28 protein-coding genes are annotated in these 26273 nt (G+C 65.1%); 14 read left to right on the top strand and 14 right to left on the bottom strand.

The genetic code is table 11. The features are described 5' to 3' along the window. Window positions 1–60: 60 nt before the first annotated feature. Window positions 61–924, top strand: a complete 864-nt coding sequence (locus tag BST47_RS20315) for a DUF559 domain-containing protein (protein WP_083127433.1) — start codon at window positions 61–63, stop codon at window positions 922–924. Here BST47_RS20315 and BST47_RS20310 read toward each other — a convergent pair. From BST47_RS20310 to purB, 3 genes are read right to left on the bottom strand one after another with little or no spacing between them, the layout of a single operon-like run. Continuing rightward, window positions 848–1774: a tellurite resistance/C4-dicarboxylate transporter family protein gene (locus BST47_RS20310; RefSeq protein ID WP_107529029.1), complete on the bottom strand. Its 927-nt coding sequence runs from the start codon at window positions 1772–1774 to the stop codon at window positions 848–850. The genes BST47_RS20315 and BST47_RS20310 overlap by 77 nt on opposite strands. Beyond that, on the bottom strand, window positions 1771–3015 hold the full coding sequence (locus tag BST47_RS20305) for a cytochrome P450 (RefSeq protein WP_083127431.1): 1245 nt from the start codon (window positions 3013–3015) through the stop codon (window positions 1771–1773). The genes BST47_RS20310 and BST47_RS20305 overlap by 4 nt, the downstream gene beginning before the upstream one ends. Then, window positions 3012–4430, bottom strand: a complete 1419-nt coding sequence (purB, locus tag BST47_RS20300) for an adenylosuccinate lyase (protein WP_083127465.1) — start codon at window positions 4428–4430, stop codon at window positions 3012–3014. Before purB ends, BST47_RS20305 begins: the two co-directional genes overlap by 4 nt. 40 nt (window positions 4431–4470) lie before the next feature. On the opposite strand from purB, the gene BST47_RS20295 reads away from it, so the two are divergent. After that, a complete protein-coding gene (locus BST47_RS20295) occupies window positions 4471–5325 on the top strand; it encodes a DUF429 domain-containing protein (RefSeq protein ID WP_083127430.1) in 855 nt (284 codons plus the stop codon). Here BST47_RS20295 and BST47_RS20290 read toward each other — a convergent pair. From BST47_RS20290 to BST47_RS20280, 3 genes are read right to left on the bottom strand one after another with little or no spacing between them, the layout of a single operon-like run. Beyond that, window positions 5322–6749, bottom strand: a complete 1428-nt coding sequence (locus BST47_RS20290; protein WP_083127429.1) for an APC family permease — start codon at window positions 6747–6749, stop codon at window positions 5322–5324. The two genes, BST47_RS20295 and BST47_RS20290, sit on opposite strands and share 4 nt — an antisense overlap. A 19-nt stretch (window positions 6750–6768) precedes the next feature. Beyond that, a complete protein-coding gene (locus BST47_RS20285; RefSeq protein WP_083127428.1) occupies window positions 6769–7734 on the bottom strand; it encodes an SDR family NAD(P)-dependent oxidoreductase in 966 nt (321 codons plus the stop codon). Window positions 7735–7774: 40 nt separating this feature from the next. Then, window positions 7775–8404 (bottom strand): TetR/AcrR family transcriptional regulator, encoded by a 630-nt coding sequence (locus BST47_RS20280; RefSeq protein ID WP_083127427.1) that lies wholly within the window; start codon window positions 8402–8404, stop codon window positions 7775–7777. Window positions 8405–8539: 135 nt separating this feature from the next. On the opposite strand from BST47_RS20280, the gene BST47_RS20275 reads away from it, so the two are divergent. Then, the gene (locus BST47_RS20275; protein ID WP_207568648.1) at window positions 8540–9361 is read left to right on the top strand and encodes an alpha/beta hydrolase; all 822 of its coding nucleotides are present in this window, start codon (window positions 8540–8542) and stop codon (window positions 9359–9361) included. Between the two features lies 1 nt (window position 9362). Here the strand turns inward: BST47_RS20275 and purD are convergent, their stop codons facing one another. Next, on the bottom strand, window positions 9363–10631 hold the full coding sequence (purD, locus tag BST47_RS20270) for a phosphoribosylamine--glycine ligase (protein WP_083127426.1): 1269 nt from the start codon (window positions 10629–10631) through the stop codon (window positions 9363–9365). Window positions 10632–10713: 82 nt separating this feature from the next. Between purD and BST47_RS20265 the strand changes: the two genes are divergently transcribed. Then, window positions 10714–11937: a cytochrome P450 gene (locus BST47_RS20265; RefSeq protein WP_083127425.1), complete on the top strand. Its 1224-nt coding sequence runs from the start codon at window positions 10714–10716 to the stop codon at window positions 11935–11937. 20 nt (window positions 11938–11957) lie between these two features. Then, a complete protein-coding gene (locus BST47_RS20260) occupies window positions 11958–12626 on the top strand; it encodes a TetR/AcrR family transcriptional regulator (RefSeq protein WP_083127424.1) in 669 nt (222 codons plus the stop codon). Here BST47_RS20260 and BST47_RS20255 read toward each other — a convergent pair. The 5 genes from BST47_RS20255 to BST47_RS20235 are packed head-to-tail and all read right to left on the bottom strand — an operon-like array spanning window position 12565 to window position 17332. Continuing rightward, window positions 12565–13791: a hypothetical protein gene (locus tag BST47_RS20255; protein WP_083127423.1), complete on the bottom strand. Its 1227-nt coding sequence runs from the start codon at window positions 13789–13791 to the stop codon at window positions 12565–12567. The genes BST47_RS20260 and BST47_RS20255 overlap by 62 nt on opposite strands. Then, window positions 13781–14224, bottom strand: a complete 444-nt coding sequence (locus tag BST47_RS20250; RefSeq protein WP_083127422.1) for a carboxymuconolactone decarboxylase family protein — start codon at window positions 14222–14224, stop codon at window positions 13781–13783. The genes BST47_RS20255 and BST47_RS20250 overlap by 11 nt, the downstream gene beginning before the upstream one ends. Before the next feature lie 3 nt (window positions 14225–14227). Then, window positions 14228–15094: an NAD(P)-dependent oxidoreductase gene (locus tag BST47_RS20245; RefSeq protein WP_083127421.1), complete on the bottom strand. Its 867-nt coding sequence runs from the start codon at window positions 15092–15094 to the stop codon at window positions 14228–14230. Further along, a complete protein-coding gene (locus BST47_RS20240; RefSeq protein WP_083127420.1) occupies window positions 15091–15852 on the bottom strand; it encodes an SDR family oxidoreductase in 762 nt (253 codons plus the stop codon). The genes BST47_RS20245 and BST47_RS20240 overlap by 4 nt, the downstream gene beginning before the upstream one ends. Window positions 15853–15862: 10 nt before the next feature. Further along, the gene (locus tag BST47_RS20235) at window positions 15863–17332 is read right to left on the bottom strand and encodes an aldehyde dehydrogenase (protein ID WP_083127419.1); all 1470 of its coding nucleotides are present in this window, start codon (window positions 17330–17332) and stop codon (window positions 15863–15865) included. A gap of 142 nt (window positions 17333–17474) precedes the next feature. Between BST47_RS20235 and BST47_RS20230 the strand changes: the two genes are divergently transcribed. The 9 genes from BST47_RS20230 (at window position 17475) to BST47_RS20190 (ending at window position 24776) form a co-directional block, all read left to right on the top strand. Next, complete coding sequence (locus BST47_RS20230) at window positions 17475–18083, top strand: TetR/AcrR family transcriptional regulator (RefSeq protein ID WP_083127418.1); 609 nt, start codon at window positions 17475–17477, stop codon at window positions 18081–18083. Next, a complete protein-coding gene (locus BST47_RS20225; protein ID WP_083127417.1) occupies window positions 18080–19300 on the top strand; it encodes a cytochrome P450 in 1221 nt (406 codons plus the stop codon). Before BST47_RS20230 ends, BST47_RS20225 begins: the two co-directional genes overlap by 4 nt. Window positions 19301–19311: 11 nt before the next feature. Continuing rightward, window positions 19312–20139 carry an SDR family oxidoreductase gene (locus tag BST47_RS20220; protein WP_083127416.1) on the top strand — a complete coding sequence of 276 codons (828 nt, stop codon included), beginning with the start codon at window positions 19312–19314 and terminating at the stop codon, window positions 20137–20139. Then, window positions 20136–21488: a lanosterol 14-alpha demethylase gene (locus tag BST47_RS20215; protein ID WP_083127415.1), complete on the top strand. Its 1353-nt coding sequence runs from the start codon at window positions 20136–20138 to the stop codon at window positions 21486–21488. Before BST47_RS20220 ends, BST47_RS20215 begins: the two co-directional genes overlap by 4 nt. A gap of 8 nt (window positions 21489–21496) precedes the next feature. Continuing rightward, window positions 21497–21706: a ferredoxin Fdx gene (locus BST47_RS20210; RefSeq protein WP_083127414.1), complete on the top strand. Its 210-nt coding sequence runs from the start codon at window positions 21497–21499 to the stop codon at window positions 21704–21706. A 2-nt stretch (window positions 21707–21708) separates the two neighbouring features. After that, window positions 21709–22248: a nuclear transport factor 2-like protein gene (locus BST47_RS20205; RefSeq protein WP_083127413.1), complete on the top strand. Its 540-nt coding sequence runs from the start codon at window positions 21709–21711 to the stop codon at window positions 22246–22248. A 90-nt stretch (window positions 22249–22338) separates the two neighbouring features. Beyond that, window positions 22339–23469, top strand: coding sequence for an NDMA-dependent alcohol dehydrogenase (locus tag BST47_RS20200; RefSeq protein WP_083127412.1), 1131 nt, complete (start codon window positions 22339–22341; stop codon window positions 23467–23469). 4 nt (window positions 23470–23473) lie between these two features. After that, a complete protein-coding gene (locus BST47_RS20195) occupies window positions 23474–23920 on the top strand; it encodes a nuclear transport factor 2 family protein (RefSeq protein ID WP_083127411.1) in 447 nt (148 codons plus the stop codon). Further along, entirely contained in the window at window positions 23916–24776 is an 861-nt protein-coding gene (locus BST47_RS20190) for an SDR family NAD(P)-dependent oxidoreductase (protein ID WP_083127410.1), read from the top strand. The genes BST47_RS20195 and BST47_RS20190 overlap by 5 nt, the downstream gene beginning before the upstream one ends. On the opposite strand, the gene BST47_RS20185 is transcribed toward BST47_RS20190, so the two are convergent. Then, on the bottom strand, window positions 24773–25693 hold the full coding sequence (locus BST47_RS20185; protein ID WP_272937644.1) for an HNH endonuclease signature motif containing protein: 921 nt from the start codon (window positions 25691–25693) through the stop codon (window positions 24773–24775). The two genes, BST47_RS20190 and BST47_RS20185, sit on opposite strands and share 4 nt — an antisense overlap. After that, complete coding sequence (locus BST47_RS31470; RefSeq protein ID WP_272937643.1) at window positions 25690–26235, bottom strand: DUF222 domain-containing protein; 546 nt, start codon at window positions 26233–26235, stop codon at window positions 25690–25692. The genes BST47_RS20185 and BST47_RS31470 overlap by 4 nt, the downstream gene beginning before the upstream one ends. Window positions 26236–26273: the final 38 nt, after the last annotated feature.

Raw genomic sequence — 26273 nt, 5'->3', positions numbered from 1 at the left:
CGATTGTGCACAAATCGCAAGAAGGGGAACCGTCGACGCTGCGGCTGACGTCTTCTACGAGTGCTCGACGACCATCTCCGGCGACACGACGGGGTCATCACGCTCGCCCAAGCCAGGGCATGCGGCCTTAGCCGCCACACAGTCAATCGCTCCGAGCGGTCCGGGCATTGGCGTCGCTGCTTTCCCGGCGTCTACTTCGTCAACGACAGACCCTTCACTGACGCTGCCCGCATCAGGGCGGCAGTATGGGGACTAGGCGAGCGCGCGACGGGTAGCGGATTGACCGCGGCGTGGTGGCATGGCCTGACGCACTTCCCACCCGAGGTCGTCGAAGTGACTGTGCCGAGGGTGAGTAACCATCCGCGGCGGCACGGAGTGCGCGCCCGCCGACGCGACCTTTCTCCCAAGGACGTCGTCGAGCGGAGGGGGCTTCGTGTCACCGAACCAGCGTTCACCGCCATCGAAGCCGCGGTCCGAAGAGGCGGCGGCCCCGCATTGATGGACAGAGCACTACAGGGCGATCTGGAGCTCACACATCTATGGCGTGCGCATCTTCGTAACAAGGGGCGGCACGGGTCACCCGCAGCGCGGCGCCTACTTCAGGCAGCGTCGGACGGTGCGCGTTCGGAGGCAGAACGACTCCTGATGCGACTGCTGCGAGCCGCCAAGCTGTCCGGGTGGAAAGCCAACTTCCCTGTCTGCGGGTACTTGGTCGACATCGCTTTTCCGAAGGAGAGGGTGGCGATCGAGGTCGACGGCTGGGCCTTCCATAGCGACCAGAGGACCTTCCAACGCGACCGCACGCGTCAGAACGCCATCGCCCTCAGTGGCTGGCAGGTGCTGCGGTTCACTTGGCTGGATCTGACGGAGTACCCGCAGCGCGTAATCGCTGAAATCGCAGCAGCTCTCCGACAGCCACGATGAGCCACGCCGCGAACGCGATCCAGAAGAACGCCAGCGAGATCGTGACGAACCACCGCCAGCCGGTCTCCACGAACATCGCATAGGTCGCCGACGAGTACATGCCGAGCGGGAAGACGGCGGGCCAGCCAAGCGCCACCGATCGTCGGACGGCCACGTAGCCGAGCACCGGGATCCACGCCGTCGCCACGATCCACGTTGCGATCGTCACCGCGCGCACGCCGTCGGCGATCGGCCCGGGAATCAGCGCGTGATGCAGATGATCACCGGCCAGCGTCGCAATCGCTATGCCGCCCATCAGAATCCATACATCAGGCTGAACCAGCTCCGGCGACGCGGCATCGTGGCGCACCCGCCAGAGCACCAGTGATGTCATCGCCAGATACAGACAGATGCCGAGCACCCAGAAAATGAAGGCCCAGAAGACGACGTCGAGCTCGGCGAAGACGATCGCCAACCCGGACGTCGCGACCGCAGCGAGCTCCCATCCGCCGCGGGCACGATCGCGCAACCTCGTCCACCGGTGCCGCCACATCGAGCGAGCGGAGATCGGCGCCAACGACAACCAGCCCTGCAACGCCATGCCCCCCAACGCCCACAGCGCAATGCGATGATCGGCCAGCCGCGCACCCACCACCGCGCACGCCGCGACATAGGTGAACAGCGCCAGCGTGACATCGGGATCACGCATATCGAACTCGCGCCATGCCTTGGCCCCGAGAAACATCAACACCGGCAACCCAACTGCGGCAAAGACAATCAGGATCTCACTGATGACACCGAGTCCGTGGTCCGCGGCCGCGATCGACACGATGCCGGTCGCCATGACCGCCGCGAATACGTCGGGTCTCACGGCCGTAGTTCGACCACCATGTGGCGGATACCCGTGTGCCGGTTGCTGCGCGTCCACTCGACAGGCTTGACCAGCCGCACCGACCCGAACCGCGTCAGCAGCTCCTCATAGAGCACCCGCAGCTCGAGTCGCGCCAGGTTCGCACCAAGGCAGTAGTGCACTCCCTGGCCGAACCCCAAGTGTGGGTTGGGTTTGCGCGCGATGTCGAAGGTATCGGCATTCGCGAACACCAGGGGATCGCGATTCGCCGAACCCTCCCAGATCTGCACCTTGTCGCCGGCCTTGATCTCGCAGCCCGCCAACTCCGCGTCGCGCGTCGCGGTTCGCCTCTTCGACGGCGACGGCGACGTCCACCGCACCATCTCCTCGACCGCGGTCGGCAGATGTGTCAAATCCGAACGCAGCGCCTGGAATTGGTCCGGATACTCGATCAACGCCAACAACCCGCCCGCGACGGCGTTGCGCGTGGTCTCCGCACCGGCGCTGAACAGCAAGCTGAAGAACAAGTACAGCTCCATGTCCGAGAGGCTCTCGTCCTCCACCGTCGCGTTTGCGACCACCGACAACATGTCGTCGGTCGGCGCGGACCGCTTCGACGCGATCAACTCCTGGCCGTAGGTGTACATCCGCGAACCGGCTTCCTCCGCGGTCAACTGCCCCAGCTGGCCCAATTCAGCCCTCCGCGCCCTCCCGAAGTCGAACTGCGGCTCGATCGCCTCGAACAGCCAATGGCGTTCGGATTCAGGCACTCCCAGCAGTATGCAGATCATCTGCATCGGTAGCTCGGCGGCCACATCGACCAGGAAATCAAAGGCACTGCACGGCTCGATCTCATCGAGCAGCCGACGGGTGCGGGTGCGCAGATCGTCTTCGACGCGGGCGATCATCCGCGGTGTCAGACCCGAGCTGACGAGGCGGCGGATGTGCGAATGCCGCGGATCGTCCATCATGTTGAGGACCTGCCCCGCAACCGCCAGATCCTGCAGCAGCGTGCCACCGAACGGCCGGGTTCCCCCGGTGACCGACGAGTACGTCACCGGATCCCGGGACACCGCAAGGGTTTCGGCGTGGGTCGCGACCGACCAGAAACCTTCGTTGTCGGGCGTGTTGGCGGTCGGCTCGTGCCAGTAGACGGGCGCCTCGCGACGGTGCACCGCGAATAGCGCATGCGGAAAGCCGTCGGCGAAGTTGTCCAGATCGGTGAAGTCGATCCCGGCCAGCGCACCCGCCACTGAAGTCACAGGATCGCGCCCGACGTGTACTTGGCGGCCTCCGGATACCGGCTGACCAACTCGCCCACCGCTTCCACAACCCGGTCCACCTGATCGCCGGCCGCACCCGTGAACGCCTGCTTGTCCGCCAGCGCCGCGTCCAGCGACATCCGGTCCAACGGCAGTCGCGGGTCTGCGGCCAGCCGGTCGAGCAGGTCGGGCTCCTGGCCCTTCTCCCGCATCGCCAGCGCCACCGCGACGGCGTGTTCCTTGATCACCTCGTGGGCGGTCTCCCTGCCGACGCCTGCGCGCACCGCCGCGATCAGGATCCGCGTCGTCGCCAGGAACGGCAGATACCGGTCGAGCTCGCGCTGAATCACCGCCGGATAGGCGCCGAACTCGTCGAGCACGGTCAAAAACGTCTCCGTCTGCCCGTCGATCGCGAAGAACGCGTCGGGCAACGCCACCCGCCGCACCACCGAGCAGAAGACGTCGCCCTCGTTCCACTGCGCGCCCGCGAGCTCGGCTGCCATCGACGCGTAACCGCGCAGCACCACCTGCAGCCCGTTGACACGTTCGCAGGAGCGCGTATTCATCTTGTGCGGCATCGCCGACGAGCCGACCTGGCCGGGCGCGAAACCCTCGGTCACCAATTCGTGGCCCGCCATCAGCCTGATCGTGTGCGCCATCGATGACGGTCCCGCACCGGCCTGCACGAGAGCCGAGACGACATCATGGTCCAGCGATCGCGGGTAGACCTGGCCGACACTGGTGAAAATCTCTGTGAAGCCCAGGAATTCGGCGATACGCCGTTCCAGATCGGCCAGTTTCGACGTGTCACCGGAGAGCAGGTCGAGCATGTCCTGCGCGGTGCCCATCGGACCCTTGATGCCGCGCAGCGGGTACCGGTCGATGAGCTCACGTAGCCGGGTCAACGCGACCAAAAGCTCCTCGGCGGCCGACGCGAACCGCTTGCCCAGCGTGGTGGCCTGCGCGGCGACGTTGTGCGAACGTCCCGCCATCACCAGGTCGCGATAGACGACGGCACGCTCGGCGAGCCGAGCCACCACCGCGACACCGTGCGAGAACACCAGTTCCAGGGAGCGACGGATCTGCAGCTGCTCGACGTTCTCCGTGAGGTCGCGAGACGTCATGCCCTTGTGCACGTGCTCATGGCCCGCCAGCGCGTTGAATTCCTCGATGCGCGCCTTCACGTCGTGGCGGGTCACCCGCTCGCGCGCCGCGATCGACGCGAGGTCGACGTCCTCGAGCACCCGTTCGTAGTCCTCTAGAACAGCGGACGGCACATCGACACCGAGTTCAGCCTGTGCGCTCAGCACCGCCAGCCACAGCCGCCGCTCGGCCATGACCTTCGCCTCCGGCGACCAGATGGCCACCATCTCATCGCTGGCGTACCGACTGGCCAGCACATTCGGGATCGACACAAACACACAGCTTACGGCCCGGGTAAGGCAGTCTTGCCGTATGTACTTCGTTGGGCTCGATCTCGCATGGGGTGAGAAGAACCAGACCGGCGTTGCGGCCATCGATGCCGACGGCAGGCTGCTGCACGTCGGGGCCGCCGGGGACGACAACAGCATCATCGCCGCGATCGCGCCCTATACCGGCGACGCGTGCCTGGTGGGTATCGACGCCCCCCTGATCGTCAAGAACGCGACGGGCCACCGTCCCGCCGAGGCCGCCTACAACCGCGACTTCCAGCGCTTCGAGGCCGGAGCGCGCCCGGCGTTCACCGACAAGCCCGAATTCAAGCATCCCCGCGGCGCGCGGATCGCCGAAGCGCTCGGTCTCGACCTGGACCCGTCGTCGGATTCGAGCAGGCGGGCGATCGAGGTCTTCCCGCATCCCGCGTCGATCGTCCTGTTCAATCTCACCAAGACCCTCAAGTACAAGCGCGGACCGTTCGACGAGCGCAAGGCTGCGCTGCTGACGTTGATGACCCATATCGAGGGCCTCGACGCGGCCACTCCGAGGTTGCGCGTCAATCGCAACGTCACGTGGGTCGCGCTGCGCAAGCGAGTCGAGGCGGCCACCCGGCCGTCACAGCTGGACCGCGACGAGGATCCCGTCGACGCGGTCATCTGCGCCTACGTGTGCTTCTACTGGTACGACAGACCCGAAGACGTCACCATCTACGGCGATTCGGAAAGCGGCTACATTGTCACCCCGACGCTGCCTGGCGACCATGTCAAGAAGCGGAATCAGACGGCAGCACAACCGGGTTCGGACGATATCGTCGCCCGGCTCGAGCAGGTGCAACAGATGATCGAGCGGGCTCAGCGTGAGCTCACCGCGATCCGCAGACAACTCGGGGGTTAGTCCGGCAGCTCGGCCAGCTGCGTGGGATCGGTGATGCCCTTCTGCTTGATCCCGAGTTGCTTGTTGATCAGCAGAGTGATTCCGAACAGCACGATGCCGATCACCAGCAGGATCCCGGCGAGCAGGTACTGGGTTCCCGGACGGCCGGACAACGGTGTCACGAGATAGAGCGAGGCGATGAAGCCGATCACCGGTAGCGCCGTCGGGGTCTTGAAGTGGCCGCCGGCTTCCTTCACGTCGCGACGCAGTACCAGCACCGCGACGTTGACCATTGCGAACACCGCAAGCAGCAGAAGCGAAGTCGTGCCACCCAGCACTGAAATCGCCGAATCGCTGGCGAACGCGGACACGTAGAAGATCAGTCCGAAAGCTATCGTCGTGGTGAACAGAATGGCCACCCACGGAGTGCGTCGGGTCTTGTGCACCGACCCCAGGACGGGGGGCAGGACATGTTGGCGCGCCATGCCGTAGATCAACCGGCTGGCCATCAGCATGTTGATCAACGCCGTGTTCGACACCGCGAACATCGTGATGAATGGAAAGAGCGTGCCTATCGGCAAGCCCGGCGCCGCGGCCTCGACCACGTCGACCAGCGGTGTCTTGCTCGCCGTGAGTTCGCCGATCGGCACCAGCGCCACGGCGATGATCGACACCAGCACGTAGACGACGCCGGCGATCGTCAGGCCGCTCAGGAGAACCTTGGGGAAGATCCGCACCGGATCCTTGGTCTCCTCGGCCATGTTGACCGAGTCCTCGAAGCCGACCATCGCGAAGAACGCCAGCGAGGTCGCTGCGGTAACGGCGACGAAAGTGCTTCGCTCATCCTCATTTTCGAACAGGATGATGCGGGAGAAGTCGAGGTTGTCGCCGCCCTGGGTAAATGCCCACAGCCCCACCACGATGACCAACATCAAGCCGGTGATCTCGATGATCGTCAAACCGACATTGAGCTTGACACTTTCGCTGACACCACGGAGATTGACCGCGGCCAGCCCGGCCATGAACGACAACGCGATGACCGCGATTCCGACCTTGCCCCAGTCCAGTCCGAAGCCCTTGATCAGGTTGGACGCGAACGCCTGCGAAGCGGTGGACGCCGAGGTGATGCCCGAGCACATCACGACGAATGCGACGATGAAGGTGAAGAAGTGGATGCCGAATGCCTTGTGCGCGTAAAGCGCTGCGCCCGCCGCCTGCGGATACTTGGTCACCAGCTCCAGATATGAGAATGCGGTGATGGTCGCGATCACGAACGCGAGCAGGAACGGCAGCCACGCCGCGCCGCCGACCTCGCCGGCCACCTGCCCGGTGAGCGCATAGACGCCGGTGCCGAGAATGTCGCCGACGACGAACAACAACAGCAGCCCCGGGCCCATCACCCGTTTCAGTTGCGGCTGCTCCTCCGCAGTTTCCGGCTTTGTCACGATGCGCCTCCCGCCAGTCCTAGGTGAACTGCATTGTTCCGGTCATCGATGAAACCGCGTCGAGGAATCGCGTAACCAGTTCAGGATCCTCGGTGCGCTGCCAGCCGAACGTCGTTGGCCGCTGGGCCCTGTCGTGCCAGAAATGGCCCGGTTCAGATTCGGGTCGGGTGGCGACCAGCCACACCGCAGTGTCTGCACCGTCTGCAGTATCGCGCAACAGTGGGCGTGTCACCACTCGAAACACCGGTAATGCCCCGGCGACGCCGGGGGTCTCGACCCAACCCGGGTGCATGCTCTCGACCCGAATGTCAGAACCGGAGAGCCTGTGCGCCCACGCTTCTGCGAGCGTCACCTGCATCCGCTTGGTTCGCGCGTACACCCGAACACCGTTGTATTCACCGGATTTCGATTCCATGTCGTCGACCGAAAGCGGCGACGTGTACATACCTCCCGATGACATGAAAACGACCGACGCGCCATGGGCATCCCGCAGCAACGGCAACAGTTGCTCGGTCATGAGGTGCGGTCCCAGGACGTGGCAAGCCAACTGGGTTTCGTGACCTTGCGGCGTCTCGATGCGCTCCTTCGGCATCGCACCGGCGTTGTGGACCACCCCGTGGAGTTCTTCGATGCGTCCGGAAAGGTCGTAGCACCAGGCCCGTACGGCGTCCAGATCGGATACATCGCAGACTTCTTCGACCACCATCGCCCCGGACACCGCGCGCCGGATCGCACCCGCCGAATGCTTGACCTTGTCGGGGTTTCGGCCAAGCAGATGCACGGTCGCGTCGAGTTCGGCGAACGAGCGGGCGATGGCCTCACCTATCCCTGCCGTCGCACCGGTGACGACAACGCGCTTTCCTGCCATCGCCTTTGGCCGCGGGTCTGCCGGCCACCATGTCCGCCGCAAACGTGAACCGATCTTGGTGTAACCGAGTACGACGGAGCGGTCCAGCGCGTTGTCGAGAAGCCTGGTGAATCTCACCTGAGCTAGTTATCCAACATGCGAAGTGCGCAAACGTCGATCACACCTGGGCGACGTGTTCGTCGATCGGCGCGAGCACATCGATGACGTCGATCAATGTTGCGCGGGCGGTCGCGCGCGGGCCGTCACCGTCGCCCACCAGCGCGGCGACCACGGCGCCGTCGACCGCACACACCAACGCCGTGAGCAGCTCCACGCGCACCGCCCGTCCGGACCGCTCGACGACCTCGACGACGGCGTCGGTGCGCTGCTGCAGGATTCGCCGCTCGATATCGCGCAGCCCCGGCTGGCGGGCGCAGGCGATGTAGCGCTCGTATCGGGAGATCAACTGTTCGGTGACCCGCAGTCCGTTGGCCTCCCCGACGAGAAGGTCGACCAAGATGTCGGCCGTCGACTCTGCGCCACGGCGCCTTCGCGACAGGGCGGACACCCGCACCTGAAGCTGTTCGGCCTCACGCGCGCCCGCGTACTCGACAGCCTTGGCGATCAAGTCCTCGAGCGAGGAAAAGTAATACGTCGTCGACGCCAAAGGCAGCCCGGCGCGACGGGCCACCGCCCGGTGCCGCACTGCGTCGAACCCACCTTCACACAGCAGGTCGGCAGCAGCGCTGACCAGCGCGTAGCGCCTTCTCTCCCCCTTCGGAGTGACCGCTGCTGTCACGTAAAGCATGCTGCCAGTCTCCAGGGCATGGCATCGGGCTTTCGGCCAATCATCAGCCTTTACTCAGGGAAGTCCGCACTTCTGCTCACCGTCGCTCCATCTCGAGTCGGGTCGGCCGATCCGGCGACCCGAGGCGGCGATGGCATGATGGCCGCCATGCCCGAACTGAGTCGACGCGCCCTTCTGCGCCTCGGTGTCGGCGCGGCGGCCGGGGCGGCGGCGCTGCGCCTGTCGTCACCTGCGACCGCGGCCCCCGCCCCGACGTACGTTGACGGCTCGTTCGTCTCGGCGGCGCGCGGCGGCGTCTCGACCAATTGGGCGATCGCGCGTCCGCCGGGACAGACCGCCCCGTTGCGTCCGATCATCGCGCTGCATGGCAAGGGGCAGGACGCCGCGGGTGTGATGGCCGGCGGTGTCGAAAACGGACTGGCGCAAGCGGTTGACGCGGGCATCCCACCGGTCGCCGTGGTCGCGGTCGATGGCGGCGGTAGTTACTGGCACAAGCGAACCTCCGGTGAGGACTCGGGTGCGATGGTGCTCAACGAGCTCATCCCGATGCTCGGCGAGCAGGGTCTCGACACGTCACGCGTGGCATTCATGGGATGGTCGATGGGCGGTTACGGCGCACTGCTGCTCGGCGCGCGCCTGGGTGCGGCGCGCACCGCGGCGATCACCGCCGTCAGCCCCGCGTTGTGGACATCCTCGGGTGCCGCGGCGCCGGGTGCGTTCGACGGCGCCGACGACTACGAGGCCAACAGCGTGTGGGGCCTGCCTGCACTGAACTCGATTCCGATCCGGATCGACTGCGGCGACAGCGATCCCTTCTACTCGGCGACCAAGCAATTCGTCGCCCAGTTGGCCAACCCGCCCGCGGGCGGCTTCTCCCCCGGCGGCCATGACGGCGCCTACTGGAGCTCGCAGTTGCCCGGCGAGGTGGCGTGGATGGCGCCGCTGCTCGTCGCCTGATCTAGACCGAGACGCGGCCCTGCGCCGCGGCCAACCCGATATCGCCACGAAAGTGGCTGCCCGGCAAGCGAATCGACTTCATCAACGCATAGGCGGCGTCGCGCGCCGCGGACAGGTCGTCCGCGGTACCGACCACCGACAGCACCCGGCCGCCCGACGACACGATCGCGCCGTCGTCCCGGCGCGTGGTGCCCGCGTGCAGCACCCCGTCGGCTTCCGACCCCGTGATGACATCACCGACCCGCGGCCGGCCGGGGTAGTTCTCGGCGGCCAGCACGACCGTCACCGAGGCGCCACCGCGCCACACCAGCCGCGGCTGCTCGGCGAGCTTCCCCGTCGCAGCGGCGTACAGCAGCTGACCCAACGGCGTCTCCAGCAGTGCCAGCACCGCCTGGGTCTCCGGATCGCCGAAGCGGCAGTTGAATTCGACGACGGCGGGGCCGCGCGACGTGAGCGCCAGCCCGGCGTACAGCAGGCCCGAGAAGCCATTGCCACGCTGGACCAGTTCGGCGGCAACGGGTTTGACGATGTCATCGACGATCGCGGTGACCACACCGCCGGGCAGCCACGGTAGCGGTGCGTACGCGCCCATGCCGCCGGTGTTGGGTCCGGTGTCGCCGTCGCCGACACGCTTGAAGTCCTGGGCGGGCAGCAGGGGCACGACGGTTTCGCCGTCGACGACACAGAACAGCGAAACCTCGGGACCGTCGAGAAACGACTCGAGCAGCACCGGGTGTCCGGAGTCGAGCAGGCTGGCGGCATGTGCCCGCGCCGCATCGCGGTCGGCGGTCACCACGACACCCTTGCCCGCGGCCAGACCGTCATCCTTGACGACCCAGGACGGGTCGCCGACCGCCGGGCCGAAACGGTCCAGCGCCGCGTCGAGATTGGCGGGGTTGTCGACGATCTCACTGGTCGCGGTGCGCACCCCCGCGGCGGCCATCACGTCCTTGGCGTAAGACTTCGAGCCCTCGATGCGAGCGGCGTCCTTGGTGGGCCCGAAGCAGGCGATGCCCGCGCTGCGCACCGCGTCGGCCACACCGAGCACGAGCGGCACCTCGGGGCCGACCACCACCAAGTCGGAGCCGATGCGCTGGGCGAGCTGGACGACGGCCTCGCCGGAGGTGATGTCGACGTCGTACTGGTCGGCGATGATCGCGGTGCCGGCATTACCGGGCGCCACCGCAAGCTCCTCGACCTCGGGGTCTCGGCGCAGCGCGAGCAGCAACGCATGTTCACGGGCACCGGATCCGATCACCAGGACGCGCACAACCGCACACCTTAGTGCCTCTCGCGGTGCAGCCAGCGATCATCTCGGCCATACACTTGACTCGGCCGTGTATGGTCAGAGTATGACGCAGAGCACATGCCCCTTTGGCGCGGGCTTCGATTTCACCGACCCGGACGTCCTGCTGCAGGGCATCCCCGTCAACGAGTTCGCCGAACTGCGCAAGACCTCGCCCGTGTGGTGGAACGACCAGCAGGAATCGATTTTCGACGACGGTGGCTACTGGGTGATCACCCGACACGAGGACATCAAGTCGATCTCCCGCAACAGCGACCTGTGGTCCACGAACCGCAAGGGCGCCGTGATGCGACTGCCCGACGGCGTCACCAGCGAGCAACTCGACCTGACGAGGGCCCTGCTGATCAACCACGACGCCCCCGAGCACACCCGGCTGCGCAAAATCGTGTCGCGGCTGTTCACCCCACGCTCGGTCGCCGCGCTCGAGGAGAAGCTCGCCGTTGCCGCACGTGAGATCGTCCGCGCGGCGAAGGAGAAGGGCACCGGGGACTTCGTCGACGACATCGCGATGAGCCTGCCGCTGCTGGCGATCGCCGACCTGATCGGCGTGCCCGAGGCTGACCGCGAGAAGCTGTTCCATTGGACCAACTCGATCATGAACACCGACGATCCCGACTTCGACTCCGACCCCACGACCGCCAACGCCGAGCTGATGGGTTACGCCTACAACATGGCCGAAGAGCGACGGCGGTGTCCGGCCGACGACATCGTGACGCGCCTGATCGAGGCCGACATCGATGGCGAATCCCTCGGCGACGTCGAGTTCGCGTTCTTCGTCATCCTGCTGGCCGTCGCGGGCAACGAGACCACCCGCAACGCCATGACGCACGGCATCAACGCGTTCTTCGAGAACCCCGACCAATGGGAGCTGTTCAAGCGGGAGCGGCCAGAGACCACGGTCGACGAGATCATCCGCTGGGCCACGCCCGTGCACTGCTTCCAGCGAACTGCGTTGGTTGACACCGAGATCGGCGGCGTCACGATCCGTGAGGGGCAGCGCGCCGGCCTGTTCTACAGTTCGGCCAACTTCGACGAAGACGTCTTCGAGAACCCCTTCGAATTCAACATCCTGCGCAACCCGAACCCGCATCTGGCCTTTGGCGGCAACGGTGCACATTTCTGTATCGGCGCCAACCTGGCGCGCATGGAGATCAAGCTGATCTTCAACGAGATCGCCGATCAGATTCCCAACATCGCCAAACTGGGTGAACCCCAACGGCTTAGGTCGGGTTGGATCAACGGGGTCAAGGCGCTGCCCGTCTCGTTCTGAGGCGCAGTACTATCCTCAGGATGCGTACCCATGGCTGGTCCGGATCGGCACCCGCCACCGACGAGGAGGCCATCAGCCGCATCCTCGATGCGGCGAGCAGGGCAATCGACGAGCGCGGTGCCGATTTCTCGATCAGCGACGTGGCCCGCACGCTCGGCGTCACCCGCCAGACGGTGTACCGCTACTTCCCCAGCACCGACGCGCTGCTGATCGCCGCCGCCGTACACGCGGCCAGTGGCTTCCTCGACCGGCTGGCAGCACATCTGCGCGGGATCACCGATCCGGCCGACGCCATCGCCGAGGCCGTCGCCACAGCGCTCGAATGGTTACCCGAGGACAAGCACATCGGCCTGCTCATCATGCCCGGCCAGCCCAGCCGCCACACCGAGTCGGTGACGTCCGACGTCGCGATGGATTTCGGCCATTCGCTGGTGCGCAGGTTCGACGTCGACTGGACCGGTCTCGGGTACACCGACGACGATCTCGCCGAACTGGTCGAGCATCTGCTGCGGATCATCCAGTCGTTCGTGATCGACCCGGGCAGACCACCACGCCAGGGCACAGAGTTGCGGGACTACCTGCGCCGCTGGGTCGGTGGAGCTATACAACCGTCGGCCGAGCCGACAATCAGACAACCGTCAACGGAAGCGACTTTCGCTCTTCGAACTCCCACGACGCACCACCGCTGAACTTGCACACGGCCACCTCGGGCAGTTCCTTTGCCGCGGTGTTGGTTTCGATCACCCGCACGGTCCAATCCGACTCGGTACCCGACACCTCGGCGCGCAAATGCGGATCGACCGCCTGGACGATCGCCTGCAACGGCAGGTCTGCGACCGGCGAGACCAGCGAGATCCACGAACCGTCCTCGTGTGCCGGCGATTGGCGCACATGTACGAAGCCGGGATCGACGTCGGCCCACACGTACGCAGCCGGATTGAACAGCGGATGCAACTCGAGCACCCGCAGTGCGCCCTTGACATCCTTGGAGATCTTCAGTGCCTTGTGAATTCGTTCCGCCGCGACGCCGGCGATGCCGATCAGCTGCTTAGTGCGGATCGACCGTGCGAGCGCCACATCGTCCTTGGCGCGCTTCTCGACCGCGATCGTGAATGACTTCACCAGCAGGTGCATCTGCAGGCAAACCTCGTCGGCGATCCGGACCAGCGCCGACTTCGAGAACGCCCCGAAGTCGACATCTGCGAGCAACTCACCCGAATAATCCGCCATGCCTTCGTCGTTCGGGTCGATCGGCGCGAGCTCGGTGTGGTGGGCGCGGGTGGCACCGACGATGTCCATCGCCGGGATGAACGGAACCTCCGGGTAGGACTCATCGATGATCACCGTCCACCGGCAATGCGGATGCTGGTCGGACGGTACCCTCGGCGGCCGATGGATCGGCCGAACCTGAGCCTTGCGGTTGGTGGCCAGGGCCGTCGCGTCGAACGTCGGGTCCTCGATGTCGTGGCACATGCCCTTGACGTAATCCTCGCCCATCGGCTCCACATCGAGCAGGGCGCCACAGTGATTGAGGTAGAACTCACCGTGCCAGCGGTCGTGCACGACGTAGCGGAAATCCATGAACTGCGGCGGCGCACCGATGTCGAGTTGCAGCCCCTTGAAGAGGGTGAAGATGTCGACGCCCTCGTACTTCAGCGTCTTCTGCATCCGCTTGGTGTAGAGCGGGCTGGACGCGGCCCACTCCTCGATGGCGATCTGCAGCATCTCCTCGCGTCCCCACGCGCTGATGCAGTGCGCCATTCCGGAGCGGTCGATGAGCTGACCGATCAACAACAGCTCCGGCACCAGGGTGGCCAGCTCCTCGCGCGACAGCGCGGCATACCTACTCATCATGGACCGAGCCCCCCGAGTGCATTCGGACCGCCGCGTTGACGTTGCGCTTCTTGTCCTCGCCCTTACCCTTCTCCGCGGCCTTCTTACGCTGCTTGATCACCTTGGAGACGACCCCGTCGAGCTTTGACCCCAAGGGGAAACCGAGGTAGTGCGTCAGGAAGATCGCCATTTCTTTGAGTTCGGTCTCGGTGATCTCACCGTTGGCCAGCGCGGCGTTGGCCTGGATCTCAGCGAGGTCGGCGTTTCCGACGGCGGTGACCACGGTGAGCGTCATCAACCGCTTGTCGCGCATCGACAGACCGGGTCGCGTCCAGATGCTGCCGAAGAGATGGTCGACGGTGAGGTCGAAAAAGGGATCGCCCTCGATGTTGGGCATCTCCCAGCCATAGACCTCGTTCATCTTCTCGAGGCCCTTGCGGCGCTGTTCGTCCATCGATCACTCCTTCGCGGTCGAACTCGTGTGCGGCACACCAAGTCCGGCGGCCAAATCTCGCAAAGCTATCTCGGCCAGCGGCAGTTCCACTCCGTTGGCCTCCCCGAGCCCGAGGGCCAACTTCAGATCCTTCTCGGCCAGACCGCGAGTGTGGACGAACATGTCGTACAGGAAGTGTTCGGGCTGAAGGGGTTTCGTGTCATCCCGGGCCATGATCGCGCCTGGCCCACCACTCTGCGCATCGCTGTGCCGCACCACCCGGCCCAGCTTCTGCAGGTCTATGCCGGCCGCTTCAGCCAGCCTGGACGCCTCGCACGCCGCGGCGAACCCGATGAAGGTCAGCATGTTGCGGGCAATCTTCATCCTGGTCCCCGCGCCCGGCTCTCCGGCGCGCACCACCATCGACGCCCACTTCTTGAAAACCGGCTTGACCGTTTCATAGGCGTCGTCATCCGCGCCGACCATGACCGCGAGTTCGCCCTTCTCGGCGGCGCCGGCGCCGCCGCTCACCGGGGCGTCGACAATATGAATTCCCTTGGGTTTCAGCTGCTCCGCCAGCTCGGCTGCGGTGCCGGGCTCGATGGTGGAGTGAATCGCAACGACGGTGCCGGGCTTGGCATGCGCGCCGAGTTCACCGACGACGTCGCGCACCTGTGCGTCGTTGAGGACGGTCACACTGATGACGTCAGCCCCTTGGCCCACATCTGCGACGCTGTCGGCCACCGTCGCGCCGAGCTCAACCAGCGGTGTCATCGCCTCGGTGCGCACATCGAAGACCACTAGCCCGCCAGGCCAGTCCACGAGGCGTTTCGCCATCGGAGCGCCCTGGTTGCCGAGGCCGATGTAGCCGAGCTTGACGTCCTCGCTCATCGAATGATCTGTCCGCCGTCGACGTTGAAGATCTGACCGGTGACCCACTTGGCCTGGTCGGACAGAAGGAACAAGCACATGCCGGTCAGATCGTCTACCTCGCCCATCCGCGAAAGCGGGATGTTCTTGACGATGTCGGCGACCATCTCCTGCGGTGTGGTGGTGCGATTGGCCTCGGTGTCGATAGGGCCGGGCGCGATGGCGTTGACGCGGATGTTCTGCCCACCGAGTTCGGTCGCGAGCTGCTGGGTGAGGCCGTTGATGCCGACCTTGGCCAGGCCGTAGAAGTTAGAGTAAAGCCATGCCGCCGTAGAGGATTGGTTGACGATCGCGCCCCCGCCGCGCTTGGCCATCTTGCGGTACACCGCGCGGGTGCACACCAGCGCGCCGTCGAGGTTCACGCTCATGAACTTCTTGTAATAGTCCCAGTCGACGGTGATGAGGAAGTCGAGCTTCATGCCGCCGAAGATCGCGGCGTTGTTGACCAAGTAGTCGATGCCCTCGAACTCGGCGAGTGTCTGCGCGGCCATCTCCTTGGCGGAGTCCGGATCCGAGACATCGACGCGGACGGCGAGCGCGTTGCCGCCCTCACCCTTGATGCCGTCGGCGACCTTCTGCGCACCCTCGACGTTGATGTCGGCGACCACCACAGCCGCACCCTCACGGGCCAGCGCCTCGGCGTACGCCTGCCCGATACCGCCGCCGGCACCGGTGACGATCGCGACCTTCTCCTTGAACTGATCTCCGTAGAGTCCCACGCATGTCTCCTTAGTTCGCCGCTGTGGCAATGGCTTTGATTTCCAGGTACTCCTCGAAACCGGCGAGCCCCATTTCACGACCGAGGCCGGATTGCTTGTACCCGCCGAACGGCATGTCGGCGGAGTACCAGACACCGCCATTGACGTTGACCGTGCCGACCCGCAACCGTGCGGCGATCCCCGCCGCACGTTCCTCGTCCGCGGAGAACACCGTGCCCGACAAACCGTAGGGCGAATCGTTGGCGATGCGCACGGCGTCGTCGTCACCGTCATGGGCGATGACGGTGAGCACCGGCCCGAAGATCTCCTCACGCGCCACCTTGGCGTTGTTGTCCAGACCCGCGATGACGGTGGGCTCGATGAAGAATCCCTTGTCGCGATCGGCGGGACGTCCACCGCCACAGGCGAATTTGCCGCCCTCGGCAGTGGCAGAGTCGAGATAGCCCTGGATACGATCGCGCTGACGTTCCGAGATCACCGGCCCGCAGATGGTCCCGGAATCGTTGGGGTCGCCAGGGCGCAGTCCGGCCATGGTGGCCGCTGCGGCTTCGACGGCCTCGTCGTAACGGGCCCGCGGCACCACGAGGCGAGTGGTGATCGCGCAACCCTGGCCCGCATGCATCGACGCCGTGAACGCCGACATCGAGCAGGCACCGGCCAGGTCGGCATCATCGAGGACCAAGAACGCCGACTTTCCGCCGAGTTCGAGGAACACCTTCTTCAGGGTCGGGGCACCGTCAGCCATCACCGCGCGGCCGGTGTTCGTCGACCCGGTGAACGAAACCATGTCCACCCGTGGGTCTTTAGACAACAGCGCGCCGACACCGTGGTCACTGGAAGTGACGACGTTGACCACGCCGGCCGGAATGTCGGTGTGCTCGAGAATCAGCTCGCCGAGAATCGCCGCGCTCCACGGAGTGTCTGGCGCGGGTTTGAGCACAATCGTGTTGCCGGCCGCCAGCGCGGGACCGAGCTTGGCGAGGTTGATCTGGTTCGGGAAGTTCCACGGTGTGATGGCGCCGACGACGCCGATCGCCTCCCTGGCGATGGTCCGACGAGTCTTGATTCCCATCGGCTCGGCGATACCGAGGTCGGTAGTCCATTGATAGCTCTCGGCGGTATCTGCACAGAAGGTCAGATCCTCCACCGGACCTTCGAGTTGGGCCATCGAGGTCAACATCCGGGGTGCGCCCACCTCTGAAATGGCCAGTTCCCGCAATTCTTCGGCGCGATCGCGCATCGCCTGCTGCAGTTGGCGGATACCGCGCACCCGCAGCCCGGTGTCGGTCGACCATCCGGTCTCGTCGAACGCGCGCCGCGCCGCCTCGATCGCCCGACTCATGTCGTCGGTGCTCGCGTCGGCGGCGACACCGAGCACCTCCTCGGTGGCCGGGTTGATGGTCTGGAACGTGCCCCCGCTGCCGGCGACAAGCTCGCCGTCGATGAGCAAACGACTCTCGCGATCGGCGAGGATTCCCATCCGAACTCCTGTGTTCGTACTACTGGACAACTGTCCGACTATCTTACGCCAAACCTTAGCCGCACTGCGCGGAGAGAAGCAAGAGCACCCAACTTCACCTGTGTACTTGCTTCAGGCTGACCGCGTCCGATAAGTTGGACATGTGTCCAGTGATCCCGCGGTTGTGGTCACGCAGCCGCCTTCCCCTCAGCCTGGGGAGACGCCGCGCAACCGCCGCCAGGAAGAGACCTTCAACAAGGTGCTCGCCGCCGGCGTCGAGATGCTGCGCGAGTCGTCCTATGCGGATCTGACGGTGCGCGCGGTGGCGGCGCGGGCCAAGGTCGCGCCCGCGACCGCCTATACCTACTTCTCGTCGAAGAACCACCTGATCGCCGAGGTGTATCTGAACCTGATCCGACAGGTGCCCTACTTCACCGACGTCAACGACAGCCGGGTCACCCGTGTCGAGAAGACGCTGCGCAGCATGGCGCTGACCGTCGCCGACGAGCCGGAGGTGGCCGCCGCGTGCACCACCGCGCTGCTGAGCGGAAACGACGAGGCGGTGCGCGCGGTCCGTGATCGCATCGGCGCGGAGATCCACCGCCGCATCCGTTCGGCCGTCGGCCCGGACGCGGACCCACGCACGCTCGCCGCGTTGGAGATGACGTTCTTCGGCGCCTTGGTGAATGCCGGAAGCGGCGCGTTCACCTATCACCAGATCGCCGACCGGCTCAGCTATGTGGTCGGCCTCATCATTGGGGACGACAAATGAGCGTTGAGACGAGCGATCTGCTGCTCGACCCGTACGACTACGACTTCCATGAAGACCCGTATCCGTACTACAAGCGGCTACGCGACGAAGCTCCGCTGTATCACAACCCCGACTTGGGCTTCTGGGCGTTGTCGCGGCACTCCGACGTGCTGGCCGGATTCCGCAACAGCACCACGCTGTCCAACAAGTTCGGGGTGTCGTTGGATCCGGCGTCGCGGGGTCCACACGCGTCCAAGACCATGTCGTTTCTGGCGATGGACGATCCGGCGCACCTGCGGCTGCGCACCCTGGTGTCCAAGGGTTTCACGCCGCGTCGCATCCGGGAATTGGAACCCCGGGTCACCGAGATCGCGATTCAGCATCTCGACACGATGCTGGAGAAGGCGGGCTCCTCTCCTCCTGAGACCGTCGATTACGTCAACGAATTCGCGGGCAAGCTCCCGATGGACGTGATCTCCGAGCTGATGGGCGTGCCCGTCGAGGACCGCGATCAGGTGCGGGCGTGGGCCGACGGCGTGATGCACCGCGACGAAGGCGTGACCGACGTGCCGCCCGCAGCCATCGAGGCGTCGCTCAACCTGATCGTCTACTACCAGGAGATGGTCGCCCAGCGCCGCAGGCAGCTCACCGACGATCTGACGTCGGCTTTGCTCGAGGCGGAGATCGACGGCGACCGTCTCACCGACGAGGAGATCCTCGGGTTCATGTTCCTGATGGTGATCGCCGGCAACGAGACGACCACCAAACTGCTTGCCAACGCAGCGTTCTGGGGCCACAAGAACCCCGATCAGCTGGCGCCGATCTACACCGATCTCGACCGCGTGCCGCTGTGGGTCGAAGAGACGCTTCGCTACGACACATCGAGCCAGATACTGGCCCGCACCGTCGAGGGCGAACTGACGATGTACGACACGACGATCCCCGATGGTGACGTGCTCCTACTGCTTCCCGGCTCTGCCCACCGCGACGAGCGCGTCTTCGAGAACCCCGACGACTTCATCATCGGCCGCGAAATCGGGGCGAAACTCCAGAGCTTCGGCAGCGGTGCCCACTTCTGCCTCGGTGCACACCTCGCCAGGATGGAAGCCCGAGTCGCGCTGACCGAGATGTTCAAGCGAATCCGCGGATTCGAAGTCGACGAGGCCAACGCCGTCCGCGTCCACTCCAGTAATGTCCGCGGGTTCGCCCACCTACCCATGACCCTCGAGATCAACTGAAGGCCGTCAGCATGCCACGTTTCGCACCACTACCCGACCGCAGACCGGTCATCGTCGCAGGAGCGTCGGCGGGCATCGGTGAAGCCACCGCGATCGAGCTGGCGTCGCGCGGTTTTCCCGTCGCGCTCGGCGCCCGCCGGGTCGAGAAGCTCCACGACCTCGTCGGCAAGATCAACGCCGAAGGCGGCGAGGCCGTCGGCTTCCATCTCGACGTCACCGACCCCAACTCGGTCAAGTCGTTCGTAGCCAACGCCGTTGACGCACTCGGCGATATCGAGGTACTGGTCGCCGGCGCCGGCGACACATACTTCGGCAAGCTGGCCGAGATCAGCACCGACGAATTCGACTCGCAGCTGCAGATTCATCTCGTCGGAGCCAACCGGTTGGCGACCGCGGTGCTGCCGGGCATGCTGGAACGTCAGCGCGGCGACCTGATCTTCGTCGGCTCCGACGTCGCACTCCGCCAGCGCCCCCACATGGGCGCCTACGGGGCGGCCAAGGCGGCGTTGGTCGCGATGGTGACGAACTTCCAGATGGAGCTCGAGGGCACCGGTGTCCGCGCGTCGATCGTGCATCCGGGTCCGACCAAGACCAGTATGGGCTGGAGCCTGCCTGCCGAGAAGATCGGTCCCGCACTTGAGGATTGGGCGAAGTGGGGGCAGGCCAGACACGACTACTTCCTGCGTGCTTCCGATCTCGCGCGCGCGATCACCTTCGTCGCAGAGACGCCGCGCGGCGGCTTCATCGCCAACATGGAACTGCAGCCAGAAGCCCCATTGGCCAACGCACCGGCAGAGCGTCAGAAGCTGGTCTTGAACGAGGAGAACCTGAAGTCATGACCACGGCGATTGTGCCCCGAGTCTCCGGCGGCGAGGAGGAACACGGACACCTCGAAGAGTTCCGTACCGACCCGATCGGCCTGATGAAGCGCATCCGCGAGGAATGCGGCGACGTCGGCTGGTTTCAATTGGTGGACAAGCACGTCATCTTCCTGTCCGGCGCCGAGGCCAACGAGTTCTTCTTCCGTTCTGCCGACGAGGATCTCGACCAGGCCGAGGCCTACCCGTTCATGACGCCGATCTTCGGCAAGGGCGTGGTCTTCGACGCCAGCCCGGAACGTCGCAAGGAGATGCTGCACAACTCGGCGCTGCGTGGCGAGCAGATGAAAGGCCACGCCGCCACCATCGAGCGTCAGGTCAAGGGGATGATCGCCGACTGGGGCGACGAAGGCGAGATCGACTTGCTCGACTTCTTCGCCGAGCTGACCATCTACACCTCGACAGCCTGTTTGATCGGCGAGAAGTTCCGCAACCAGCTCGACCACCGCTTCGCGGAGTACTACCACGACCTGGAGCGCGGTACCGACCCGCTGTGCTACGTCGACCCCTACCTGGACATCGAGAGCTTCCGGCTACGCGACGAGTCGCGCGTGAAACTTGTTGCGCTGGTGCAGGAGATCATGAATCAGCGGCTGGCCAACCCGCCAGAGGACAAGGCCGACCGCGACATGCTCGACGTGCTGGTGTCGATCAAAGACGAAGAGGGCAACCCGCGGTTCGCCGCCGACGAGGTCACCGGCATGTTCATCTCGCTGATGTTCGCCGGCCACCACACCAGCTCCGGCACCTCGGCGTGGACGCTCATCGAGTTGATCCGCCACCCCGAGATCTACGCCGAGGTCTGCAAGGAACTTGACGAGCTCTACTCCGACGGCCAGGAGGTGAGTTTCCATGCGCTGCGCCAGATTCCGAAGCTGGACAACGTCGTCAAGGAGACGCTGCGCCTGCATCCGCCGCTGATCATCCTGATGCGCGTCGCGCAGGGCGAGTTCGAGGTCAAGGGCTTCCCGATCCACAAGGGTGATTTCGTGGCGGCTTCCCCGGCGATTTCCAACCGAATCCCTGAGGATTTTCCGGATCCCGACGAATTCAATCCGGACCGCTACAACAAGCCCGAGCAGGCCGACATCGTCAACCGGTGGACGTGGATTCCGTTCGGCGCGGGCCGACACCGTTGTGTCGGTGCGGCATTCGCGCAGATGCAGATCAAGGCGATCTTCTCGGTGCTGTTGCGCGAGTACGAGTTCGAGATGGCTCAGCCGGCCGACAGCTATCGCAACGATCACTCCAAAATGGTCGTCCAGCTGGCCCGGCCCGCGAAAGCCAGGTATCGCAGGCGCAAGGTATAGGCGAACGCATGGCCTCCTATCGAGTCGAAGTCGACCTGGACCTGTGCCAGGGCCACGCCATGTGCGAGTTGGAGGCGCCCGACGTCTTCACGGTGCCCAAACGCGGCAAGGTCGAGATCCTCGACACCGAACCGCCCGACGACGCCCGCGACGAAGTGCAGAACGCGGTCGACATGTGCCCCACCCAAGCCCTGTTCATCAAAGAGAAAGAAGACTGACAATGGCGTCACGTGAACAACTCGACGACTGGGTAGCCCGGTGGCTCAAGGCCAATCAGGACTGCGAAAAGGCAGGCGACTGGAAGCCCCTCGCCGACTTCTATACCGATGACGCGACCTACGGCTGGAACATCGGGCCGAAGGAAGATGTGATGTGTATCGGCAAAAACGAGATCCGCGACGTCGCACTGGGCCTCGAGATGCAAGGCCTGGAGAACTGGGTGTACGAGTACCAGAAGGTGCTCGTTGACGAGAAGCAGAACGAGATCGTCGGTTTCTGGAAGCAGATCGTGAACAAGTCCGACGGCACGCAGGACGAGATTTACGGCATTGGCGGCAGCTGGTTCCGGCTGAACAGCAACCTCATGATCGAGTGGCAGCGCGACTTCTTCGACTTCGGCCACGTCGCCTACATGTTCGGCAAGCTCATCGAATCCGGCGACCTCAGCGAGGGTATGCAGAAGCGAATCGAACGGTCCATGGCGGGCGAGAAGCTGCCTGGCTACTACCCTCTCGGCCAGGCTCCAGCAACAATCTGGTAGCTCCCGGCCAAGCGGTTGCTTGGGGGTGCGTGTGACGCACCTAACTAATCCCTCTAGTCTGATTTGACTGGCACTAATGGAAGGCGACGGATGAAGACAAAAGGCGCTCTCATCTACGAGTTCAACCAGCCGTGGTCGATCGAAGAGATCGAGATCGGCGACCCCGTCAAGGACGAGGTCAAGATCCAGATGGAAGCGTCTGGGATGTGCCATTCCGACCACCACCTGGTCACCGGCGACATCCCGATGGCCGGGTTCCCCGTGCTGGGCGGCCACGAGGGCGCAGGCATCGTCACCGAGGTCGGCCCCGGCGTGGAGAACGTCGCCGTTGGCGACCACGTGGTGCTTTCCTTCATCCCCTCGTGTGGTGAGTGTCCGACCTGTCAGAGCGGCCAGCGCAACCTGTGCGACCTGGGTGCGCTGCTGCTCACCGGCACCGCGGTGTCCGACGGCACCAACCGGGTGCATACCGCCGACGGCAAGCCGGTCATCCCCATGACCCTGCTCGGCACCTTCAGCCCGTACATGGTTGTGCACAAGAGTTCGGTCGTGAAGATCGATCCGTCCATCCCGTTCGAGGTGGCCTGTCTCGTCGGCTGTGGGGTGACCACCGGCTACGGCTCGGCCACCCGCAGCGCGGACATCCGTCCGGGCGAGGACGTGGCCATCTTCGGAATCGGCGGCGTCGGCATGGGCGCATTGCAGGGTGCGGTGAACGCGGGCGCGCGCAACATCTTCGCGGTCGATCCGGTCGAGTGGAAGCGCGACCAGGCGCTGAAGTTCGGTGCGACGCATGTCTACCCGGACGTCTTCTCCGCGATGGCCGGCATCGCCGAGGTCACCGCGGGCGGCATGGCGCGCAAGACGATCATCACGACCGGTGAGCTCAAGGGCGAGGACATCGACAACTACCTCAACTGCACCTCCAAGGGCGGCACCTGCGTGGTGACCGCGGTCGCCAACATGGCCGAGATGGATGTGAAGCTGAACCTGGCCTTGCTGACACTCATGCAGAAGAGGCTGCAGGGCACCATCTTCGGCGGCGGCAACCCGCACTACGACATTCCGCAGCTGCTGTCGATGTACAAGGCGGGCAAGCTCAACCTCGACGACATGGTCACCCGGCAGTACAAGCTCGAGCAGATCAATGACGGCTATCAGGACATGCTGCAGGGCCGCAACATCCGCGGCGTGATCCGTTACACCGACGAGGATCGGTAAATCCGTGTCCGACAGCACGATTGGCACAGTCGAAAAGTTACCGGTCGTCACCGCGTCCGAGTCGTCGTGGCGCTGCGTGCAGGCGGGCGACAAGGACGGTTGGCTCGCGCTGATGACCGAAGACGTCGTCCTCGAGGATCCGATCGGTCCGTCGGTCACCAACCCTGACGGCAACGGTGTGCGCGGAAAGGCGGCGGTCGGCGAGTTCTTCGACACGAACATCGGCCCGAACAAGCTGACCGTCACCCGCGAGGCAACGTTCCCGTCCAGCTCTCCGAACGAAATCGCGTACATCCTTGTGCTGCGCACCCTGTTCCCGAACGGTTTCACGGCCACCGTGCGCGGCGTCTTCACCTACAAGGTGAATGACGAGGGGCTGATCACCAACCTGCGCGGCTACTGGAACATGGACGCAATGGAATTCGGGCAGGAGGAAGGCGGCGGCGATTAGCCGTCCCCTGCAGGGCCGCGGCGCCGTCGTCGTCGGCGGCACCCGCGGCATCGGGCTCGCGGTGGCGCAACTGTTCGCCGAACAAGGCGCCGGGGTCGTGCTCAACGGACGCGACCCCGATACCGCCAAGCAGGCCGCCGAAGGTATACCCGGTGCGGTGGCCCATCCTGGCTCACCCGCCAACCCTGAGGTCGCCGATGCACTGATCGACCGGTGCATCGACGAGTTCGGCAGCATTGACATCCTGGTGAACTGCGCGGGCACACCGGGATTGGCCGCCGAGTCGATCCTGCGCGTCACCAGCGAGCTGTTCCGCGATCTGATCGACGCGCACCTGATGACCACGTTCGAGACTTGTCGGGCCGCCGCCCCGAAGATGGTGGAGCAAGGCGGCGGTTCGATCATCAACACCAGTTCGTTCGCCTATCTCGGCGACTACGGCGGCACCGGCTATCCGGCGGGCAAGGGCGGCGTCAACGGGCTGACGATGGCCATTTCGGCCGAACTGAAGGAGTCCGGGGTGCGAGCGAATGTGGTGTGCCCCGGTGCGAAGACGCGGCTGTCGACGGGCGGGGACTACGAATCCCACATCGCCGAGCTGAACCGCCGCGGGTTGTTGGACGACGCCAGCACGCAGGCCGCGCTGGATGCGCCCCCGGCCCAGTACGCCGCACCGACATACGCCTACCTCGCCGGTGATCTCGCCAAGGATGTGACGGGCCAGATCTTCATCGCCGCAGGCGGTTTCGTCGGACGCTTCGACCGTCAGACGCCGGCGATCATCGGCTACCGCGATCACAGTGACTCACCGCCGTGGTCAATGGCAGAGCTTCACGAGATGCTGCGACACACCTAGAACGGCGGAGGACGATTCCGTTCGGCGACGAATGGGTCGTTGAGTCGGCGTTCGGCTGCGATGGCTTTCGCGCGGTTATGCACGCGTGTGTGGCGACGCTTGGGCATCATCGCGTCGCGATCACCGGTCGATTGGGCGATCGTGCGTGGCTCGGGCAAAGCGAGTTTCCCAGTCGACCGGCAAAGGCTCGGAAAGAGTTCGGCGCTTCCGGGTCTGGTGATGTACGTGTGCCCGGTAGGCGCCGTCCATACGACGTTGCCGTCGGGCAACTGTTGATCAAGCCAACCACAAAAGGTTTTCAATAGGTGGTGAAACCTGCACAGGCACTTCAGGTTTGACGCATGAGTCGGCCCCAGCGGATACGGCACGGTATGGTCCAGATCGCAAACGTCGGCCGGCTTGTCACAGCCGGGCCAACGACACGTCAGATCTCGGCAACGCACGAACGCGGCCAGTCCGGCCGAGGGGCGATAGCGCGTCTCAGGTGCAGCGTCGACACCGGGATGACGAACCTGGCGCGAGGTAGCCCGTTCGAGTGTCGTGGCAAGGAGCGAGCTGGGCAGAATCCCTCCACCGATGACGAACGCGGGAGCGGTGTCAGTGGCCGATGCGACCTGGGCCGCGGACACGGTATCGGCGTCGGCAATCACATGGACCACCGTGGACGTCGGCGGGGTGCGTCTACGTCCGGCCGCCGTGCATTCCGCCTCACCGCATTGGCAGGCCAGTTCGGTGAGGCCGTCGGCCAGCGCCGTCAGCGCCTCGCTACGGCGTTCACCGAGGGTCCGCGGGTCGGCGTCACACACGCTGCCGGCGATTTCGTTGACCCGCTGTTCGAGCACCTTGGCATCCCCGGTCAACAGCCGAGCCCACATGCTGGTGCACCCCGCCTCGTCGGACGGCGAGCCGAACGTCACGTCACGTCACGGTACTGACTGCTGTCGCGGCTGCGCCGCAGCGCGCCCGGGTCGAATCGTTCGACGAGGGCGTCGATGGCTTGTTCGGTCTTCTTCGCCGACAAGGGTCCCCACGTGACGACCTGCTCGGCGAGTGCGGCATCCACGTTCGCCATCGCGTCGGGATCCTCGATCAGATAGGTGCGCCACACGATGGCGCGCACCAGCAGGTCGCTGATCAACCCGCTGTGAAATAGCGCGGCCACCTTTGGCAGGCGGTCACGCAGGGCGACACCGCGATGAGTCAGATGCAACGCCATACCGGTGCTGACATTCAAGGCGGCGGCCAGTTCGGCAGCCACCGCAGCTTCGGGGTCGACCCACCAGAGCTCACGCTCGCCGGCGTCCAAACCGGTTCGTCGGACAAAGATCTCGGCCATCACGGCCTGCTTGCGCGCGCACGCCGCCGCCTCGGCACGGCCCCAGCCACCGGCGGCATCGACCAGCGCCGCATCACTCAGCGCGGCGACTTCGCCGATTTCAGGCAGGGAACCATCGAACATGTCTCAACCGTATGGGCGGCGCCCGACAGAACAGACAC

The organism is Mycolicibacterium tusciae, from assembly GCF_002086795.1.
Taxonomy (GTDB): domain Bacteria; phylum Actinomycetota; class Actinomycetes; order Mycobacteriales; family Mycobacteriaceae; genus Mycobacterium; species Mycobacterium tusciae.
This window is presented reverse-complemented; position numbering and strand designations above follow the sequence as displayed.